We start from the raw sequence: 19,303 nt of genomic DNA, 5'->3' as shown, positions 1-19,303 counted from the left end.
GCGATGCGGGCGGCCCTGCCCGAGCCGCCCGCCCCCTGTTTATCCGCTCAGAACTTGAAGCGCACGCCCGCCGTGAAATAGCGGCCGATCACGTCGTCGCCCACGTTGTAGCCGTTGGGAACAAGGCCGGGCTGGTTCTGCTGGTTGGTCTGCCCGCCCGGAGGCGGGTCCTTGTCGAACAGGTTCTGGACGTTGAAGAAGATGTCCTGATTGCCACCGCCAAGGTGAGTCTTCAGGGTCAGGGTCAGGTTGGTATAGGCGACCGAAGGGATGTGCCCGCTGACCAACTGCGGTTCGGGAGCCAGCCGCAGGGCGCTGCGCCACCGCTCGGCCAGGTCGATCGAGAAGTTCTCGGCCGGCTCGAAGTGGACGAAGACCGATGCCTTCCACTTCGGCGTCGGATAGAGGCCGTAAGTGGCATTGTAGGTCACGCCCGCCTGGTTCTGGGTCGGCAGTCCGACCTGCGAATAGACCAGCGTCGGCTGGTACGTGACGAGGGCGCGGATCGAGAAGGGCTTGCCGCCGATCCCGGTGCGCCAGTTGGCCTCGAAGTCCCACCCGCGGGCATGCTGCTCGGCGATGTTGATGTTGCGGTTGTAAACAAGGGTCAGCGCCGAATTCTTGTCGAGCGGATTGCCGCTGGCGCGGACCAGCAGGGCGCAGAGCGGCGAGGCCCCGCCGCTGGCGATGCAGGTGTTCTGGATCAGGTTGGTCGAACCCGAGATCGTGGCCAGCGCATCCTTGATCCGGATGTCGTAGAAATCCAGCGCGAAGCTCAACCCCGGAGCCGGGCGCAGGACGGCGCCGATGGTCAGGGTATTGGCCACTTCCGGCTTGAGGTCGGGGTTGCCGCCGCTCTGGATCGGGACGTTGACATTGACCCCGCCGAGCAGCTGGTCCTGCGTGAAGGAATTGCGGTTGAGCGAAACCGGCGAATAGAGATCGTAGAGGTTGGGCGCCCGGATATCGCGCGAGCGGCCCGCGCGCAGGGTGAGGATATCGGCCACGTCCCAGGTCAGGCCCAGTTTCCAGGTCGTCGCGTTGAACTTCGTGGCGGTAAAGCCGGAGGCGCCGGGATCGTTGGCATAATGGGTATAGCGCACCGCGCCGTTGAAGTTCAGCTCCCGCAGCAAGCCCGCGTCCTTGAGCAGCGGCACGTTCACTTCCAGCGCGCCCTCGGTAACCTTCTGCGCCACCTGCGAGCGTTCACCGAACTGGTTGATGTTCACGCCGGTCACCCCGGCCGTGCAGTTGCCGAAGCGCAGGCCGGTGCAGGTCTGGGTCAGGGTCGCGGGCGAATTGGTGACCAGCGAATAGGTCTGGCGGCGATATTCGCCCGACAGCGCGAATTCGACCGGCCCCGCCCACAGGGCGAACGGCGAACCCGTGACCGAGGCGTTGACGTCGTCGAGGGTGTTGGTGGTCTCGTGCCAGACCTGGGTGAAGATGTACTGCAGCGCCTCCGCGCTTTCCGCGCTCGGCCCGAACACGTTTAGCGGAACGCAACCGGGGTAGAGCCCGGGGTTGGTCAGGGTCACCCGGCAGACGACCTTGCCACTGGACGGATCGACCACCGCATCGAGCGCGGCATAGGTGCGCGACAGGTCCATGTTGCGGTTGACGTTGAGGCGGTACTTGGAAAGCGAGTGGGTATAGCCCAGGTCCCACTTCCACTTTTCGCCGAGTTCGCCTTCCAGCCCGGTCATCACGAAGTAGGAGCGCGACTTGCTCTCCATGATCGCGCCGGGCGCGGCCGGGTTCATCTCGTAGTTGAAGATCTTGTTGAAGGTGAAGGTCGGCTGGGTGGTGGAATTGATGTCGTTGTTGGCGCTCGTGCAGCCGAAGCCGGCCTGGTAGGACGCCGCGAGGAAGGCGTTGCAGGCGCCGATGTTTACGCCGCGCCCGAAGAAGCGCAGGTTGGTCGGGTTGCCGGTGACATGGTCGTAGGTGCCCGAGCCCTGCACGTAGAAATGGATCGCGTCGGTCAGCTCGTAGTCGAACCGGCCGTAGATCTGGTCGAGCCCGACCTTGCCGGCGAGCGAGGGCCACGTGTGATAGGCGCCGCCGCCGCCGATCTCGGCGTCGCTGACCGTGACCCCGGCGGTCGAACCGGCCTGATAGGCCGATAGCACCCCGTTGGAATTGAAGGTCTGGCCGACCAGCGGCGCGGTCGGGCAGTTGGCAGGACGGAAGCCCGCGGTCACGCTGCCGGGGCAGACGATCAACCCGCCGAAAGTGGCGAAGGCGATCCGCATGTTGTCCTGCAGGTGATAGGGCACGGTGGTGCCGTTGCCCTGCAAGGTCCAGTCCGGCGCGGTCCACGAGCGCTGATTCAGGTGCCCGATCCCGGCGTTGTAGACCCGCTGGTAGCTCAGCGCGACATGGCCGCGCCCGCCGCCGAGGTTCGCCCCCCAGGCCAGGCCCACGTCATAGCTCTCGGCATCGGAATGGCCCGAGACGCCGCCCTGGATCTGGCCCTTGAAGCCGGTGAACTTGCGGTCGGTGATGAAGTTGACCACGCCCGAGACCGCATCCGAACCATAGACCGCCGAAGCGCCGCCGGTGACGATATCGACCCGCTGCAGCAGCATCTGCGGCACGGCGTTGACGTTGACATAGCCATCGGCGGTAGTCGGCGGGATGCGTTTGCCGTCGAACAGGGCGAGCGCGCGCAGGCCGCCGAGGTTGCGCAGGTTGAGCGCGGAAACCGCGGTGCTCGAATTGGGCTGGGCATTGCTCGGCACGCCCGTAACCCCGCGCGAACCGGAAAAGACCGGAAGGTCCTGCAGGCTCTCGAAGACCCGGCCCGGCCGGGTCACGGCGAGCGCCTCCGGGCTGACCACAGTAATCGGGGTTGGCGCGTTGTCGCCACTGGTGATGATGCGCGAACCGGTGACGATGATGTCCTCGGCGGCGGCGTCGGTCACTTCCGGCTGGGTCTGTGCCACGGCCGGCGACGCGCCCAGCGCCGTGAAGGCCAGCAAAATGAACTTGGAACGAATTCCTCGCATTGCAGCTCCCCCTTGAGCTTTTATCGTCTGTTCTTGCCGGGCTCGTTCGCGCTTCGGCTTGTGGGGTGAAGCTCGTTCGGATCGGCTTCAGGCGCCAATAAAAAGGGGCTGTGGCCGCATAATATCGCTGCTCCCGCCGCGCGGACGCGGGTGCGGGTTGGCCATGACTTTCACTTTATTGCAATGCTTTAGCTGACAAACCCCGCGCGCGGGGCACTCAGGCGGCCCCGGTCTTCGCGCCGCTGAGTTCGCTCCCCGCCTGCGGGTCGAAGCGCAGGTTGGCGAAGAGCGAAAGAAACGAGATCGCCGTCACCGCCCAGAAGGCGGTGGAGAAATCGGCGAGCGCGGGTCGTGCCCGTCCGCCTGCCGACATGCTCAGGTGAGTCACGGTCGCCGCCGTGCAGACGCCGAGCGAAAGGGTCAGTTGCTGCAAAGTGGAATAGAAGCTGGCCGCGGAACTCATCCGTGCCGGAGGTATCTCGTCGTAGGCGATCGTGTTGTAGGCGGTGAACTGGAACGACAGCAGGAAGCCCGCCCCGCACAGCACGGCAAACATCGCCGGCGCCGGCCAGCCGGGCCGGAAGAAGCCGCAGACCGCGTAGAGGATCGTCCCGCCCATGCCGAACAGGATGAAAGCGCGGCGAAAACCCAGCCGCCGCAGGATCGGCGGCACCAGGCTCTTCATCGGCATGGAGCCCACGGCCGGGGCCAGGGTGATCAGCCCGCTCGCTGCCGCGCTGTAGCCGAAGCCGATCTGCAGCATCAGCGCCATGAGGAACGATTGCGCCCCGTGCGTGATGCGGATCAGCGAGCCCCCGATCACCGACAGGCGGAAGGTCGGCACCCGCAGCAGCGAAAGATCGAGGATCGCCCGTTCCCGCCGCCGGTAATGCGCCACGTAGCCGAGCGCGCACAGCACCCCGCCGCCAACCAGCCCCCAACCCAGCCGCGGATTGGAACCCGTGCCGACCAGCTCGAAACCGAACAGCAGGGCGCCGAGCGCAAGGCCCGACAGGACGAACCCGGCAAAATCGAACCCGTGGTCCGAAGGCTCGCGGAAGTCGCCGATGAAGCGCCGCACCAGCACGATGCCGACCAGCCCGATCGGCACGTTGATCCAGAAGATCCAGTGCCACTTGAGATAGGTGACGACGAAACCGCCCACCGGCGGGCCAAGGATCGTGCCGAGCAGGCCCGGGACCAGCAGCCACGACTGGGCGGGAACAAGTTCGTGGCGCTCCACCGAGCGCAGGATGATCAGCCGCCCGACCGGCACCATCATCGCCCCGCCGATCCCCTGCAGCACCCGGGCGGCGGCAAGCGTGAGCAGGCTGGGCGAAAGCGCGCAGGCCACCGAGCCGGCGACGAACAGCAGGATCGCAGCGCTGAACACCCGCCGCGTGCCGTGCCGGTCGCACAGGTAGCCCGAGGCCGGGATGAACACCGCGAGCGAGAGCAGGTAGGAGGTGACCGCCACGCTCATTTCCGGCGCGCGCACGCCGAAATCGCGCGCCATGGTGGGCAGCGCGGTGGTCAGCACCGTGGCGTCGATGTTCTCCATGAACAGGGCGCAGGCAACGATCGCCGCCGTGAGCCGGTAGTTACTCGTCTGCGCCAAGGGTCCTCGAATGCCGCTCTCAGGGTGTCGATTGCTTCACGAAGCGTTCGCTCGGCTTTTCGCCGCCTTCGTGCTGCAGGCCCTCCGCTATCTGAATGTCGTTGGCGGCGCTATCCGAATTGAAGCGCTCGTTGCTGCTCCAGTGCTCATGCATCTGGTCGTAGGGGCTCATCCAGTAATCGAAGATCTGGCTGCCGAGGGCATGGCGCGAGATGCCGCGGATATGCTCATAGTCCCGCCCGGCCATCTTCAGGTGGTTGTGCCCGAAGAACACGTCGTTGACGTCCTGCACCTCGAACGAGACGTGGTGCATCCCCGCCCGCTCGTTGCGGTTGCAGAAGATCACATGGTGATCGACCGGATCTTCCCCGGCATCGACCCGGTAGAAACCGCCGACGAACTTGTCGCCCACCCACAGCTCGTCGGTCTTGATGAAGCCGAGCGTCTCGTGGAACCAGTCGAGCGTGGCGCGCGGATCGGGCGTGGCGAAAACCCCGTGAGCCAGCCGCACGACGCGGGCCGCACCCTTGCGCATGGATGGATCGAACGAGCGCCGCATCAGCGGTTCTGGCGCGATCGGCGCGACCTGACCCATGCCGTGAACCACCTCGATCTGGTAGCCGTTGGGCTCGCGCAGCACCACCCGCCGCCCGCCGCCCGGCACTTCGAGGTCCTCGATCCCGGATGCTCCCGGCAATTGCGCTACCTTCTCAAGGTCCGCCGCGCTTTCCGCCTCATAGGCAAAGCCGATGAACCCGGCCGGGCCCTGCTCGGTCACGTGAATGAACGGACGCGGGCCGGTGCCGCGCATGTAGAGCGCGGTTTCGGTGCGCTCGGCGCGGACCAGGCCGAAATCGGTGAGGAACTGCTCCATCACGTCGAGGTCGGGCGCTCTCAGGCGGCACCAGGCGATGTTGCGGGCCTTGATCACGGGCATCACTGTCTCCTTGCCCCACCCGCTCAGTCTGCGCCGAGCTGGCGGGTGAAATCATCGAAAAGGTCGTCGATCGCGAAGGGCCGGTCAATCAGTCCCTGCTGGACCGCATAGAGATTGGCCAGTTCCACCGCCGTGCGGACCCGCTCCAGCCCATAGGGCTCCTTGGCCAGCATGGCCGGGGTCGGCGGCGGGTCCATTGCCTCGCGCGCAGCCTTGAACAGGCGGAACACCTCGGCCACCGCGTCGGGCCGCTCGGCCAGCAGTTCGGTGCGGACCGAGAGCATGTGATTGATCGGCACGGCCCCGCCGTGAGCCGCGCTCCATTCCTTCGCCGCCGCTGCCGGATCTGGCAGCAGCCTGCGCACGCGCGGATCCTCCGGTGCGCCGGAAATGAAGGCCGCGTCGATCTGCCCCTCGGCCAGCATGTCGAACAATGGCAGGGCCGGATCGCCGCGCTCCACCCCCGGCGGATCGGGGAATTCGGGCACGTGCGGCTCTTCGAAGGTGATCCAGTGAATGGTCGAGAGGTCCACCCCGTAGTCGTTCTGGAGGAACCCGCGCACCCAGCTCGGCGTGGTCTGCGAATACATCCGCATCCCGATCCGCTTGCCCTCGAGGTCCTTGGGGCTCTCGATCCCGGCGCTCGCGTTCACCAACAGGCTGTCATGGTGGAACTTGCCGTTCACCACATAGGGCAGCAAGGCATAGGGCTTGCCCGCCGCCTTGGCCTGGAGGAACGTGATGATCGAGACTTCCGCCACGTCGAAGGCGAGTTGGCGCACCATCGGCTTGAAGCCCTTCGGCGCCTGGGTGATCTCCGCGATGTCGAGTTCGACCAGATCGGAGGGCACGGCTCCCTCGCGCAAGGCACGGGTCTTGGGATAGTCGCCGACAAGGGCCTTCAGGATAAGCTTGCCTGGTCCGTACACGGTCATGCCTCTTCGGTCTGGTATGCGGGTGCCTCGATCGGCAGGAACAGCTCTTCCAGCGGCGGCAGGCCGCTGACGAAACCCTGGTTTTCCGACATCCGCACCAGCGCTTCCAGCGAGGCGCGATTTGCGGAAAAACCATAGGGCAGCGGATCACCGACCACGGCGGCCAGCTTGCGGTAACGCTTGTCCTCGGCGCCATCGAGCGCGCCGGAAAAGACCCCGTCGAGGTAAACCCGCTTGGCCGCGACGAAGGCATCCATCAGCGCCGGGGCGAGGCCGGGATTGGCCGCCAGCACCTCGTCACGCACGGTGATCAGGCCGTGGATCGGATAGATCCCGGTCTTGCGAAACCACGCGGCCTCGAGCGGGGCGGGGTTCTCGAACAGGTCGATGAAACTCTCCCCCTCGCCCGGCTCGCCGATCCCGGCAAGCCCTGCAAAACCCGCGTCGAGATCGCCGGCGGCGAACAGGTCGGCCAGCCGGCGGCCTTCCACCCGCGTCACGTTAGGCGGCAGGGCCACGTCGGGCACGTTTTCCTCCTCCTCGGTGAACCACTGCACCTTGCCGGTGTCGAGGCCATATTCCTCGGCCAGCACGCCGCGCGTCCAGGTCCCGGCCGTCACCGTATAGGCGCGGATGCCCACGCGCCTGCCTTCAAGATCCTTTGGCTCCCGGATCGGCGAATCCGCCCGGCGCACCACCCCGGCATGGCGGAAGCGCCGCGTCATCGGGATCGGCAGGGCGGTGATCGGCGTACCCGCCGCGCGGGCCACGAGGTATGTCGTCGGCGCCAGTTCGCAGACGTCGAACTTCGCGGTCCGCGCCTGGATACGATAGGCGTCGGGCATCCGCTTGAAGGCCTCGAAGGCCAGCTCCGCCCCGGCCACACCCACCACGCCCGATTTCAGCGCGGCGGTCTGCCCGTGGTCGCCCAGCACCGTGCTCAAAGTGAGTGTCATCCGTCCATCCCGGTTTGCCGTCGATGGCCGGATTCAAAGCACCGGAGGGCCCCGGCCGGATCATTCCAACACTGGCTGGCCCCATAAAATTTCGGCCCGTCCGCGCCGCGGCGGCGGAGTTTCGCCTTTGCTTATCCCCCCTCGCACCGTTGGAATTTGGGCCGCGCGGCGCAGCCTCCTAGCGTGGCGGCCTGCGCAAGGAAGCATGACCGGGCCGGCACCGGCCGCCCGGCGGGAGAGCACAGTGATCATCGACTGCCACGGCCACTATACCACCGTGCCCAAGACCCTGCACGAGTGGCGCCGCGCCCAGCTGGCCGGGGAAAACCCAGATCCAGCCGGTCCCGCGATCAGCGATGATGAGGTCCGCGCCTCGATCGAAAGCGGCCAGCTGCGCCAACAGCGCGAACGCGGCGCCGACCTCACGCTGTTCTCGCCCATCGCCGGGCAGATGGGCCACCACCTCGGCACGGCGGCGGATTCGGTGCTGTGGTCGCGCGTGTGCAACGACCTGATCGCCCGGGTCGAGGCCCTGTTTCCCGACAATTTCGTGGCCGTCTGCCAGCTCCCGCAATCGCCCGGCGCGCCGATCGACGCCTGCGTGGAGGAGCTGGAACGCTGCGTCACCGAGCTGGGCTTCGTGGGCTGCAACCTCAACCCCGATGCCTCGGGTGCCTTCTGGCAGACCCCGGCGATGACCGACCGCAGCTTCTACCCGCTTTACGAGAAGATGTGCGAGCTGGACGTGCCAGCGATGATCCACGTCTCCGGCTCGTGCAACGATGCCGTGCACCACACCGGCGCGCACTACATCAACGGCGATACGACCGTGTTCATGCAGCTGATCCAGGGCGACCTGTTCAAGGATTTCCCCGACCTGCGCCTGATCATTCCGCACGGCGGCGGGGCCGTGCCCTATCACTGGGGCCGCTACCGCGGCCTCGCGCTCGACATGGGCCGCGAGGAGCTGGAGGACGGCCTGCTGCGCAACGTCTGGTTTGACACCTGCGTCTATCACCAGCCCGGGATCGACCTGCTCACTTCGGTGATCCCGGTGAAGAACGTGCTGTTCGGCTCGGAGATGATCGGCGCGGTCAAGGGCGTGGACCCGCGCACCGGGCACAATTTCGACGACACCAAGCGGTATGTCGATGGCGCGGCCTTCCTCACGGACGAAGACCGCGCCGCGATCTTCGCGGGCAATGCGCGGCGGGTCTATCCCCGCCTCGATGCCAAGCTGCGCGCGCGCGGCCGCTGAACACCAAGGAAGCAGGAAAACAAGCGATGGATCTGGGTATCAAGGGCCGCAAGGCGATCGTCTGCGCCTCGTCCAAGGGGCTGGGGCTGGCCTGTGCCACCGCGCTGGCGCGCGAAGGGGCCGAAGTCTGGATCAACGGGCGCGACCAGGGCCGGCTGGATGAAGCGGCGGCCCGGATCAAGGCCGAGACCGGGGCAGAGGTCCACACCATCCCGGCCGACATCGACACCGAGGAAGGGCGCGGCACCCTGCTGGCCGCCTGTCCGGAGCCGGACATCCTCGTCAACAACAACGCCGGCCCGCCTCCCGGCAAAATGGCCGACTGGTCCTATGACGACTGGATGAAGGGCATCCACGCCAACATGCTGGCCCCGATCTTCCTGATTAAGGCGGTGGTGCCGGGGATGCGCGCGCGCAAGTTCGGGCGGATCATCAACATCACCTCGGCCATGGTGAAATCACCCAGCGCGACCATGGGCCTGTCCACCTCGGTCCGCACCGCCCTCACCGCCTTTTCCAAATCGGTCCACCAGGACACGGTGATCGACAACGTCACGATCAACAACCTCCTGCCCGAGCGGTTCAACACCGATCGGCAGAAGTTCATGGCCGAGCGGATGAGCCGCAACGAGGGCATTACGGTGGACGAAGCTTACCAGAAGATCGCCAACACCATTGCCGCCAAGCGGCTGGGCGATCCGGCCGAGTTCGGCGATGCCTGCGCCTATCTCTGCTCGGCCCAGGCCGGCTTCATCTCCGGCCAGAACCTCCAGCTCGACGGCGGCTCCTACCGCGGTCTCGTCTGATCCCGCCCGAACCATCAACCTAGAACCAGCGCAGGGGAACACGGCATGAAATTCGCAAGCTATGTCCAGGCCGGAAAGGCCAGCTACGGCCTCGTGACCGAGGGCGGGATCGTCGATCTCGGCAAGCGGATCGGGGTCGAATTCCCCACGCTCAAGGCCCTGATCGCCGCCGATGCGCTGGGCAAGGCCGCCGCTTTCGCCCATGAACCGGCGGACTTCGCGGCCGATACGGTCGAATACCTCCCGGTGATCCCCGATCCCGTCCACCTGTGGTGCCTCGCGCTCAACTACGTCGAGCATCATGCCGAGGTCGAGGCGGCGGGCCGGGTGCAGGAACTGCCCAAGAAACCCGCCCTGTTCGCCCGCGCCGCCGATTCGCTCACCGGCCACGAACGTCCGCTGATCGCGCCTTCCGTGTCCGAGCAGTTCGACTTCGAGGGCGAGCTGGCGGTGATCATCGGCAAGGGCGGGCGCAACGTGTCCGAGGCCGATGCCATGTCGCACATCGCCGGCTATGCCGTCTGCAACGAAGGCTCGGTGCGTGACTGGCAGTTCCACACCAAGCAGATCACCCCGGGCAAGAACTTCTGGCATTCCGGCGCGCTCGGCCCGGTCATGGTCACGGCCGACGAGATCGGCGATCCCCATGCCCTGTCGATCAAGACCTGGCTTAACGAACAGCTGGTGCAGGACGGCACCAGCGCCGACATGGTCCACAAGATCCCGGCCTTCATCGCCTATGTCTCGACCATCGCCCCGCTCGTGCCCGGCGACGTGCTCTCGACCGGGACGCCGAGCGGCGTGGGCTTCTCGCGCAAGCCGCCGCTGTGGATGAAGCCGGGCGATCGCTGCACGATCGAGATCGAGGGTGTGGGCCGGCTCAGCAACCCGGTCGCGGCCGACAGCTGAGGGGCGCCGCCATGGCCCAGCCCACCGCGGCCGACGCCGGCACCAGCCCGTTCGCGGGCCAGTCCCGGCTGACCGGCAACCAGCGCCTGCTGCTCGCCCTCGTGGCGCTCAGCTCGATGCTGGAATTCTGGGATGCCTACCTGATCGGCTTCATCATGTCCTACCTGGTGAAGCCCTGGGAGCTGACCTACGGCCTGCTCGGGATCATCCTGCTCGCCTCGGGCCTCGGCGCGATCGCGGGCGGCGCCTTCTGGGGGGCCATGGCCGACCGGATGGGACGCAAGCCGGTCTTCGTCGCCTCGGTGGCGCTGACCGGGCTTGCCAGCGTGATGCTCGCTTTCACCCCCGAACGCTCGTGGCAATACATGGCCCTGATGCGGGTGATCATCGGCTTCGGCACCGGCGGGTTCTTCGTCCAGATCTCGATGATCCACGAATTCCTGCCGCCCCGGCGCCGCGCCGCGTTGACCGGGCTCGTCTCGGCGATCACCACCATCGGCCTGTTGCTCGGCGCGGCCAGCGGGGCCTTCGTTGTGCCTCTGCTCGGCTGGCGCGGCACTTTCGCGCTGGGCGGGCTGCCGGTCCTGCTGGCGCTGGCCGCGCTGGTCCTGCTCCCCGAGAGCCCGCGCTGGCTGCTGCTCGGCGGGCGCGAGGCCGAGGCCCGCGCCGCCGTGGCCTGGGCACGCGGCGGCCGGGCCGAGGATGTGACCGGCCTCGTCCCCCCGGCGCGGTTGGACCGGCCCGGCTGGTTCGAGATCTTTGGCTGCGCGCGCAGCGCGGCCACCGCCGTGCTGATCAACCTTGGCCTGATCGCGGGCTACTACGGCATCGTCCTGTGGAGCCCGACCCTGCTCGCCCAGATCCAGCGGATCGGCCCGGCGGAAGCCTCGCGGATCATGATCGGCTTCAGCCTGCTCGGCTTCTTCGCCCGCCTCTCCGCCGCCTTCCTTGCCGACCGGATCGGGCGGCGGCTGGTCGGCGGCTGGTTCGCACTCGGCGGCGCCGGCGCGATCCTCCTCGCCGGGCTGGTCGGTTCGGGCGGGCTCGGCTCGCAGGACTGGTTCTGGCTGCCCCTCCTCGCCGCCTTCGTCCTTGCCGACGGAAGCTTCTCGGTCTGCGCGGTCTATTCGACCGAGATCTGGCCCTCGCGCCTGCGCGGATCGGGCTCGGGGCTGGGCGGCATGGCCGGCAGCCTCGGCAAGATCATCGGCCCGATGGGCCTCGGGGTGATCGCCGGTTCCTCCAGCGTCGTCGCCCCGGCGGCCACGGCCGGCGCGGTCGGCCCGGCCTTCGCTTTCCTCGCCGCCTGCCTGCTGCTCTGCGCGCTGACCTACCTGCTGCTCGGGGTCGAGAACCGGGGCCGTTCACTCGAGGAAATCGACGCCGAATACGAAGCCGCCCGCGCAGCTCGCGCCGCCGCGCCGTCGGCAGCCGTCCAGGGCCCGTAGTCAACCCCAGCGCCCTCGATGGAGGCGGAAGGCACACTCCGCCGGATATGCGCAGATCGGCGTATCCAACCGCCGCGCAATAAGGCGCACCACCCATGTTGCGGCATCAGGGAGCCGCGGCAGCGAGGGTGGACCCTACCAAGATGAGCGAACCAGTCGGCACCGGGATGACCAAGCGCGACCTGCTCGGCCTGATCGGCAAGAGCGCGGGCGCGACCGCGATGTACATGGCGATGACCGAACTGGGGCAGGCCCAGGCCTCGCCCTTCAAGGGGCCGATCAAGCTCGACGGCGATCCCAAGGGCACCTCGGTGCTGATCCTCGGCGCGGGCGTGGCGGGGATGACCGCGGCGCTGGAGCTGAGCCGGGCGGGCTACAAGGTGCAGGTGCTCGAATTCAACAACCGCATCGGCGGGCGTTCGATGACGATCAAGGGCGGCGATACTTTCACCGAACTGGGCGGGGCGACGCAGACCTGCCAGTTTGCCCCCGGCAACTACATCAATCCCGGCCCGTGGCGCATTCCATGGCACCACCACGGCCTGATGCACTACTGCCGCGAACTGGGCGTGCAGCTGGAAACCTTCCAGCAGATGAACTACAACGCCTATATCCACAACACCAAGGCCTTCGGCGGCAAGCCGCAGCGCTATGGCGCTGTCCAGTCGGACTATTATGGCCACGTGGCCGAACTGCTCGCCAAGGCGACCAGGCAGGACGCACTGGGCGACGCGATCACCAGGGAAGATGGCGAGATCCTGCTGGAATCGCTGCGTTCGTGGGGCGCGCTCGACAAGAACATGCGCTATGTAAAGGGCAATGAGTCCAGCGACCGGCGTGGCTGGGTCAAGGGGCCGGGCGGCGGGCTGACCGCCGAGCCGATCCCGTCCGACCCGATGGACATGCACACCGTGCTGCAATCCGGCATGTGGCGCGCGATCGGCGGCAACATCTCGCTCGACCACCAGCAGGCGATCTTCCAACCGGTGGGCGGCATGGAGAACGTGGCCAAGGGCTTTGCCCGCGCCGCCGGCCATCTCGTGCGGCTGAACAGCAAGGTCACGGCGATCAAGCAGGACGCCAGCGGCGTGACTGCCGACTACATCGACACCAAGACCGGGCAGAAGCTCACCGCCAAGGCCGACTGGTGCGTCTGCGCGATCCCGCTGACCATCCTCAGCCAGATTCCGATGAACGTCTCGCCCGAGCTGGACGCGGCGATCCGGGCCGTGCCCTATTCGCCCAGCGTCAAGGTCGGGCTCGAGTTCAAACGGCGGTTCTGGGAGGAGGACGAGCAGATCTTCGGCGGAATCACCAGCACCGACCTGCCCAATGCCCAGATTTCCTATCCCAGTTACGGCTATCACTCGAAGGGACCGGGCGTGCTGCTCGGCGCCTATACCGGCGGGGCCTATTCCTACGAGCTGACCACCCTGCCCCCGGCCGAGCGGATCCAGAAGGTGCTGGAGTGGGGATCGCAGATCCACCCGCAGTACAAGGATGAATTCATGAACGGGGTCGTGGTCTCGTGGCACCGGATGCCGTTCATCCAGGGCTGCTTCGGCATGTGGAACGCCCAGAACCGGGCCGATCACTACAAGAACCTGTGCCAGATCGACGGGCGCATCGTTCTGGCGGGCGAGCACGCCTCTTATGTGGGCGGCTGGCAGGAAGGCGGCATCACTTCGGCGCTCGACGCGATCGGGCGGCTCCATCAACGCGTTGTGGCAGGTTGAGACGATGAAGAAGAGCACCCTCACCCTCTCCCTTTCGGCCGTGCTGGCCGCCGGGGTCATCGCCGCCAGCGCCTCGGCCCAGAGCGCGGGCGAAGCATCGAGCGCGCTGGCCATGGCGCCGCAGACGGTCAAGAAAGGCGATGCCGACAACGCCTTCGTCGTGGCCGGCAAGTTCAGCGAGCCCAATGGCGAGACGATGTATCGCCGGGTCTGCGCTGCTTGCCACATGCCCGATGCCAAGGGCGTCTCGACCGGGGCCGGGTTCTTCCCGGCGCTGGCGGGCAACAAGAAGCTCGCAGCGAGCGGATACCCGCTCTACGTGCTCACGCACGGGATGAACGGGATGCCGCCGCTGGGCCAGCAGATGAGCGACCAGCAGGTGGCCGACGTGGTCAACTATGTCCGCACCAGCTTTGGCAACAAGTACAAGGACAAGGTCAAGCCCGAGGACGTCAAGGCGGTGCGCTGAGCACCGCCCCCGTTTCAGGGCTCAGAGCGCGGCGACGTCGATCGCGGCCGGCTTCTGGCGGGCGTCGCTGCCGCGGACCATCTCGCTATAGGCCTTTTCAATGTCGGCAACCCAGCGCGGCATGTCGAACAGCGGCGTGGTGTCGCGATTGGCGCGCAGGCGGGCAGTCAGATCGGCAAGACGCGCTGGATCACGGGCCAGGGTCAGCGCCATCGCCTCGTATTCCTCCACCGAAGCGGTCACCAGTTCGGGCAGGCCGATCGCGTGAAGCAGGCTGGCGGCAACGCGCGAGTGGTAGCACTGGCCGGCGCGGGTGAGGACCGGGAGCCCTGCCCAGAGCGCGTCGTTGGCCGTGGTGTGGGCGCCGTAGGGGAAAGTATCGAGGAACAGGTCGGCGAGGCGGTGGCGGGCATTGTGGTCGGCAAGATCGGCAAAGCCGGCGAAGACCAGCCGGCCGGGATCGACCCCTTGCGCGGCGGCGGCGGCCTTGAGGTTGTCCATCGCCTCGGCCTGACCCTTGCGCAGCCATAGCACCGAGCCTTCGACCTGCTGGAGCAACCGCATCCATGCCGCGAAGACATCGGGCATGATCTTGAAATTGTTGTTGAAGCTGCAGAAAACGAAGCCCGTTTCGGGCAGGCCCCATTCGGCGCGGGTCATCGCCCGGTCCGAAAGGGTGCGGGTCGTGTCGCTCGGCTGGTAGGACTGCGGCAGGCGCACCACCTTTTCGCTGTAGTGCCGATCGGCGCCGGGCGGCGCCAGCACCGGGTCGACCACGATATAGTCGATGAAGTCGGCGCCCATCGTCGCGGCGAAGCCGAGGAAGTTGACCTGCACCGGGGCGGGGCGACGGGCGAAGATGCCGCTGCGCTCGCCCGCGGTATAGCCGTTGAGGCAGACCGCCACGTCGATCCCAAGATCGCGGATCATCCGCGCGGCCTGATCGTCATTGAGCGCGACGATCTCGTGAAAGTGGTCGCAGGCCTGGCGGATCCGTTCGGCCTGGGCACCGGGGCGGTGCATCAGCGAAATGCCGTGGACCTCGAAGCGGCTGCGGTCATGCAGTTCGAGCGCGTGGTTGATCAGGTGAGCGACCGGATGCTCGCCGAAGTCGGACGAAACGTAGCCGATGCGGATGCGGCCGTCCGCGCGGCGGCGTGGGCGGGGCGGCTGGGTCTTGGCCCCGCGCGCCAGCCCGGCGTGTTCGACGAGGCGGCGAGCGGTGTCGCGCGTGATCATCAGGACGTCGGCCGGATCGTCGGACAGGGCCAGCACGTCCCAGGCATTGCCGCCCTGCAGCTTGCCACCGGCGGCGCGCTCGGCGCGGATCATCGCCATGGCCTGGGGCACGTCTGTCCAGTCACAGATTGCCACGCGGCTGGTGGCGAGCAGGCTGCGGGGATAGACGAAGCCGGGATCGGCGGCGAAAGCTCGGGTGAGATCGGCCACGGCGGCGCCATGGCGGTTCATCATCCGGAGCGCGGCGGCGCGATTGATCAATGGTTCGGTGAAATCGGGCTTCAGTTCGAGCGCGCGATTGGTCGCGGCGATGGCCTCGGCGAACAGCTCGACCCCGCAGAGGGCTACGCTGCGGAAATTGTGCGCCTCGGCATAGGTCGGGGCGAGTTCGATCACCCGGTCGAAATCGGCCAGGGCCTCGGCGTGGCGCTCGACGTCGACCAAGGCGGAACCGCGGTTGAAGCGGGCCGGGATCGAGGCCGGGTTGAGCGCGAGGGCACGGTCGTAGGCCTTGATCGCCTCGAGCGGCCGGCTCGCCCCGGCGAGGGCCTGGCCGAGGTTGCTCCAGGCATCGGCATAGGTGGGGTTCAGCTTCAGCGCGCGGCGGATCAGCTGCTCGGCGCGGGCATTGTCACCGCCCGCCTGGGCGATCACGCCGCTGAGGTGCAGCGCATCGAAATGATCGGGCACCAGCCGCAGGATCGCGGCGTAGCGCGCCTCGGCCTCGGCAAGATTGCCCTGCTGGTGCGCGGTGAACCCCTGCGCGAGGATCTGGCCGACATCGAGCGGCACGGCGGGAAACGGCGCGGTCATCACCCCTCCCCTCAGGCCGGGACGACGACGCGGCCGGGCGCCACGGCGAAGTCTTCGGGTGGCAGGCCGCGGCGCTGGCGCCCCAGCGCGGCGGAGAAGCCGCTTTCGAGCGCGCGGGCATAGCCCACCGTGTCGAACAGCGGCGCGGACGGCAGGTTCGCGGTGAGCCGCGCGCGCAGGGCGGCGAGCCGGGCGGGATCGCGCGCCAGCGCCAGGGCCAGGGCCTCGTAGTCCGCGTCGCTGGTCGTGACCAGCTCTTCCATACCGGTATTCGTCAGCAGGCTGGCGCCGACCCGCGCGGCGAACTGGCGCCCAAGCCGGGTCACCGCCGGCAGGCCCGACCACAGGGCGTCGCTCATCGTGGTGTGGGCATTGTAGGCGAAAGTATCGAGGAACAGGTCCGCGAGGCGATGACGCGCCAGATGCTCGCCGTGGTGCCGGGCTTCGGCGAAGACCAGCCGGGCCGGGTCGATCCCGCGCGCCTCGGCCTCGCGCCGCAGGTTGGCGCGGGCAGTCTGGTTGCCGACCAGCAGCCACAGCACGCTGCCCTCGGCCGCGCCGAGCAGGCGCATCCAGATGTCGAATTCGCGCGGGGTGATCTTGAAGCCCTGGTTGAAGCAGCAGAACACGAAGGCATTGTCAGGCAGGCCGAATTCGGCGCGGGTGACCGGGCTGTCGGCGATCACGCGGCTGTTGTCGTTGGGCTGGTAAGCGCCGGGCATGACCATCAGCCGCTCGGACACGTGCTCGCGCTCCTCGGCCGGGACCAGCACCTTGTCGACCACGATGTAGTCCATGAACGGCGCAGCCATGGTGCCGGGATAGCCAAGGTAGTTGACCTGGACCGGGGCCACGCGGCGCGCAAACAGGCCGGTGCGGTTGCCGCGGGTGAAGCCGCTGACGTCGACCGCGATGTCGAGGCCATGGCCGCGGGCCAGCTCGAAGACGTCCTGTTCGGCCATCTCCAGCGTATCGTGGAAATGCTCGACGTCGGCGATCAGGCGGTCGCGCAGCACGCCGTGGCGGACCTGCCCGGAGGAGTAGCAGAACACCTCGAAGTGGCTCTTGTCGTGTTCCCGGAACAAGCCCGAGGCGAGGTACATGATCGCGTGATCGTGAAAGTCGCCCGAGAAATAGCCGATGCGAATGCGGCGGTCGGTGTCGTCCTCACTTGCGGGGAGCGGCTCGGCCGGGACCTTGGCCCACTTGGCGGCAAGGCCCGCCGAACGGCGATACTGGAAGCCCGGATCGTCCTTCATGCCCAGCGCCGGGAACGAGGCGCATTCCTCCTTGCCCGCGTCGATCAGGGCCAGTTCGGCATCGAGTTCGCGGTAGATCGACCAATCGCACAATTGGGCGCGTTGGTAGAGCCGCTGCATCCGCGCCTCGGACATGGCCGGATCGATCTCTAGCGCCTTGGTATAGGCCTCGATCGCGCTCTCGGTCTGCCCCAGGTCCTGCCGCGCGACGGCGAGGTTGGACCAGAGGGCCGCGACCTTCGGATTGCCGGTCAGGGCGGCGCTGAGCGCTTCTTCCGCCTCCTTGGCCCAGCCCATGTCGCGCAGGGCGTTGCCCCGGTTGACCTGGGCCTCGACGAAATCGGGATCGATCGCCAGCGCCCGGTCGAACAGCATCAGGGCATGGCCGAAGTGGCCCTGGTCCTGCAGGATCGCGCCGAGGTTGTTGAGCGCGTTCGTGTCCTGCGGGTTCTTTTCCAGCGTGGCGAGGTAATCCAGCGAGGCCTCGTCGGCCTTGCCCTGATCAAGCATCATGTTGGCACGGTTCGAGCGCACCGCGGCCATGGCCGGGGCCAGCGCCATGGCCCGTTCATAGGCCTGGAGCGAGCCTTCGGCATCGCCCGAGCGGCGCAGGGCCACGCCGAGGTTGTTCCAGCCATCGGCATAGTCCGGATCGAGCGCGACGGCCTGTCGAAAGGCCGCCGCCGCCTCGGCCGTGCGTTCCTGGCGCAGCAGGCATTCCCCGAGGTTGCTGAAGAGCGGTGGCCGGGCGGGATCGAGTTCCAGCGCGCGGCGGAAGCCCGCCTCGGCCTCGGCCAGCCGATCCATCTCCTGCAGGGCGGTAGCGCGATTGTTGAGCGCGTCGGCATAGTCGCCCTTGAGCGCAAGGGCGGTATCGTAGGCGGCGAGCGCCTCGCCGTAGTTCTCCAGCGCCTGCAGCGCCGTGCCCAGGTTGTTCCAAGCCTCGTGATAGTCCTGCCTGCGATGGATCGCGGCACGGTAGGCCACGCAGGCCTCGTCGAAGCAGAACTGGTCCTTCAGCGCATTGCCGAGGTTGTTGTAGCCGTCCGCAATCGCCGGCTCGAGCGCGATCGCGCGGCGGAAAGCCGCCTCGCCCTCGATCGGCCGCCTTGCCGCGAGCAGGGCCGCGCCCATCAGGTTGTGCAGGGCCGGCTGGCCCGGATGGGCGGCGACGAGGGGCTCGATCCCTTCGAGCACTTCGGCGATCCTGCCCTGATTGTAGGCGGAAAGCAGATCAAGAAAGGTCTGCTGGACAGCGGGGCCAGACTGGTCCGCTATGCGCTGCTTCATCGCGATCACGGCCTGCTGCGCCCGGACGTTAGCGGGATAGCGCGCGATGATCGCGTAGTAAATTTCCGCCGCCGCCGGGAAATCACCCCGCGCTTCGGCGGCACGCGCCCGTGCAAACTGGCTGTCCAGCCCCTTGGCCATTGTTGCTCCCTGATGCGCCCCGCCCGCTCCTTGCGGCGCGGGCGGTTCGTTGCCCCTATTGGTGACGGCTATCATTACTGCGCCCGCGTTCCAATGGCTTCGCCGCAATCCGTCCGCAAATTGCCCGATCTTGCGATGAAATGATCAAGCGCCTGTAAAATAAAGATATTTCGTTAACACGCCATACTACCAACAGATATACCCGGCGCCCGATGCCGCTTTCGCGGCTGCGGTAATTATTTGTGATTGCCAAATTATTTTTAGTTGTAATTCAAAACTGAAAAATAAATGACAGTTATTTCAATGGATTTCAGAGTCATTTCGCAGGCTTGACCTGTATCGAGCGGCCCGATAATCATTCGGCGGCATTGAGAAATCCGGGTTTATTGCAATCGCACATGCATTACCCGGCAGTTTCAGTGACTTAGGGGTTGTTGGGGGACGAAGCCAAGATTGGATGCAATCAAAACAAACGGTT

Annotated in this window: 13 protein-coding genes; 6 read left to right on the top strand and 7 right to left on the bottom strand. The window is 67.0% G+C overall.

What is annotated here, in order from left to right:
- Nucleotides 1-47: 47 nt before the first annotated feature.
- The 5 genes from H7F51_RS15050 to H7F51_RS15030 all read right to left on the bottom strand — a co-directional run bounded on the left by H7F51_RS15050 (nt 48) and on the right by H7F51_RS15030 (nt 7,457).
- Entirely contained in the window at nt 48-3,011 is a 2,964-nt protein-coding gene (locus H7F51_RS15050; protein WP_185665129.1) for a TonB-dependent receptor plug domain-containing protein, read from the bottom strand.
- Nucleotides 3,012-3,228: 217 nt separating this feature from the next.
- Entirely contained in the window at nt 3,229-4,629 is a 1,401-nt protein-coding gene (locus H7F51_RS15045; protein WP_246448572.1) for an MFS transporter, read from the bottom strand.
- A 19-nt stretch (nt 4,630-4,648) separates the two neighbouring features.
- Nucleotides 4,649-5,566, bottom strand: coding sequence for a VOC family protein (locus tag H7F51_RS15040; protein ID WP_185665128.1), 918 nt, complete (start codon nt 5,564-5,566; stop codon nt 4,649-4,651).
- A 23-nt stretch (nt 5,567-5,589) separates the two neighbouring features.
- Complete coding sequence (locus H7F51_RS15035; protein WP_185665127.1) at nt 5,590-6,501, bottom strand: ABC transporter substrate-binding protein; 912 nt, start codon at nt 6,499-6,501, stop codon at nt 5,590-5,592.
- On the bottom strand, nt 6,498-7,457 hold the full coding sequence (locus H7F51_RS15030; protein ID WP_185665126.1) for an ABC transporter substrate-binding protein: 960 nt from the start codon (nt 7,455-7,457) through the stop codon (nt 6,498-6,500). The genes H7F51_RS15035 and H7F51_RS15030 overlap by 4 nt, the downstream gene beginning before the upstream one ends.
- A 205-nt stretch (nt 7,458-7,662) precedes the next feature.
- On the opposite strand from H7F51_RS15030, the gene H7F51_RS15025 reads away from it, so the two are divergent.
- The 6 genes from H7F51_RS15025 to H7F51_RS15000 all read left to right on the top strand — a co-directional run bounded on the left by H7F51_RS15025 (nt 7,663) and on the right by H7F51_RS15000 (nt 14,083).
- The gene (locus tag H7F51_RS15025; RefSeq protein WP_221774170.1) at nt 7,663-8,715 is read left to right on the top strand and encodes an amidohydrolase family protein; all 1,053 of its coding nucleotides are present in this window, start codon (nt 7,663-7,665) and stop codon (nt 8,713-8,715) included.
- A gap of 26 nt (nt 8,716-8,741) precedes the next feature.
- A complete protein-coding gene (locus H7F51_RS15020) occupies nt 8,742-9,521 on the top strand; it encodes an SDR family oxidoreductase (protein ID WP_185665125.1) in 780 nt (259 codons plus the stop codon).
- Between the two features lie 45 nt (nt 9,522-9,566).
- Nucleotides 9,567-10,430: a fumarylacetoacetate hydrolase family protein gene (locus H7F51_RS15015; protein ID WP_185665124.1), complete on the top strand. Its 864-nt coding sequence runs from the start codon at nt 9,567-9,569 to the stop codon at nt 10,428-10,430.
- A gap of 11 nt (nt 10,431-10,441) precedes the next feature.
- Nucleotides 10,442-11,878, top strand: coding sequence for an MFS transporter (locus H7F51_RS15010; RefSeq protein WP_185665123.1), 1,437 nt, complete (start codon nt 10,442-10,444; stop codon nt 11,876-11,878).
- A 143-nt stretch (nt 11,879-12,021) separates the two neighbouring features.
- Nucleotides 12,022-13,614 carry an NAD(P)/FAD-dependent oxidoreductase gene (locus H7F51_RS15005; RefSeq protein WP_221774169.1) on the top strand — a complete coding sequence of 531 codons (1,593 nt, stop codon included), beginning with the start codon at nt 12,022-12,024 and terminating at the stop codon, nt 13,612-13,614.
- A gap of 4 nt (nt 13,615-13,618) precedes the next feature.
- Complete coding sequence (locus H7F51_RS15000; protein WP_185665122.1) at nt 13,619-14,083, top strand: c-type cytochrome; 465 nt, start codon at nt 13,619-13,621, stop codon at nt 14,081-14,083.
- Nucleotides 14,084-14,104: 21 nt separating this feature from the next.
- Here the strand turns inward: H7F51_RS15000 and H7F51_RS14995 are convergent, their stop codons facing one another.
- Both H7F51_RS14995 and H7F51_RS14990 read right to left on the bottom strand, forming a co-directional pair.
- Nucleotides 14,105-16,135 carry an O-linked N-acetylglucosamine transferase, SPINDLY family protein gene (locus H7F51_RS14995; protein WP_185665121.1) on the bottom strand — a complete coding sequence of 677 codons (2,031 nt, stop codon included), beginning with the start codon at nt 16,133-16,135 and terminating at the stop codon, nt 14,105-14,107.
- 11 nt (nt 16,136-16,146) lie between these two features.
- Nucleotides 16,147-18,825: a tetratricopeptide repeat protein gene (locus H7F51_RS14990; RefSeq protein WP_185665120.1), complete on the bottom strand. Its 2,679-nt coding sequence runs from the start codon at nt 18,823-18,825 to the stop codon at nt 16,147-16,149.
- Nucleotides 18,826-19,303 lie beyond the last annotated feature (478 nt).

It is taken from the genome of Novosphingobium flavum (genome assembly GCF_014230315.1).
Lineage (GTDB): Bacteria > Pseudomonadota > Alphaproteobacteria > Sphingomonadales > Sphingomonadaceae > Novosphingobium > Novosphingobium flavum.
This window is presented reverse-complemented; position numbering and strand designations above follow the sequence as displayed.

Excerpts from the sequence above, each read along its gene's own strand:
- H7F51_RS15050 (WP_185665129.1), bottom strand. The coding sequence starts at position 3,011 with ATGCGAGGAATTCGTTCCAAGTTCATTTTGCTGGCCTTCACGGCGCTG.
- H7F51_RS15040 (WP_185665128.1), bottom strand. The coding sequence starts at position 5,566 with ATGCCCGTGATCAAGGCCCGCAACATCGCCTGGTGCCGCCTGAGAGCG.
- H7F51_RS15035 (WP_185665127.1), bottom strand. The coding sequence starts at position 6,501 with ATGACCGTGTACGGACCAGGCAAGCTTATCCTGAAGGCCCTTGTCGGC.
- H7F51_RS15030 (WP_185665126.1), bottom strand. The coding sequence starts at position 7,457 with ATGACACTCACTTTGAGCACGGTGCTGGGCGACCACGGGCAGACCGCC.
- H7F51_RS15025 (WP_221774170.1), top strand. The coding sequence starts at position 7,663 with ATGACCGGGCCGGCACCGGCCGCCCGGCGGGAGAGCACAGTGATCATC.
- H7F51_RS15020 (WP_185665125.1), top strand. The coding sequence starts at position 8,742 with ATGGATCTGGGTATCAAGGGCCGCAAGGCGATCGTCTGCGCCTCGTCC.
- H7F51_RS15015 (WP_185665124.1), top strand. The coding sequence starts at position 9,567 with ATGAAATTCGCAAGCTATGTCCAGGCCGGAAAGGCCAGCTACGGCCTC.
- H7F51_RS15010 (WP_185665123.1), top strand. The coding sequence starts at position 10,442 with ATGGCCCAGCCCACCGCGGCCGACGCCGGCACCAGCCCGTTCGCGGGC.
- H7F51_RS15005 (WP_221774169.1), top strand. The coding sequence starts at position 12,022 with ATGAGCGAACCAGTCGGCACCGGGATGACCAAGCGCGACCTGCTCGGC.
- H7F51_RS15000 (WP_185665122.1), top strand. The coding sequence starts at position 13,619 with ATGAAGAAGAGCACCCTCACCCTCTCCCTTTCGGCCGTGCTGGCCGCC.
- H7F51_RS14995 (WP_185665121.1), bottom strand. The coding sequence starts at position 16,135 with ATGACCGCGCCGTTTCCCGCCGTGCCGCTCGATGTCGGCCAGATCCTC.
- H7F51_RS14990 (WP_185665120.1), bottom strand. The coding sequence starts at position 18,825 with ATGGCCAAGGGGCTGGACAGCCAGTTTGCACGGGCGCGTGCCGCCGAA.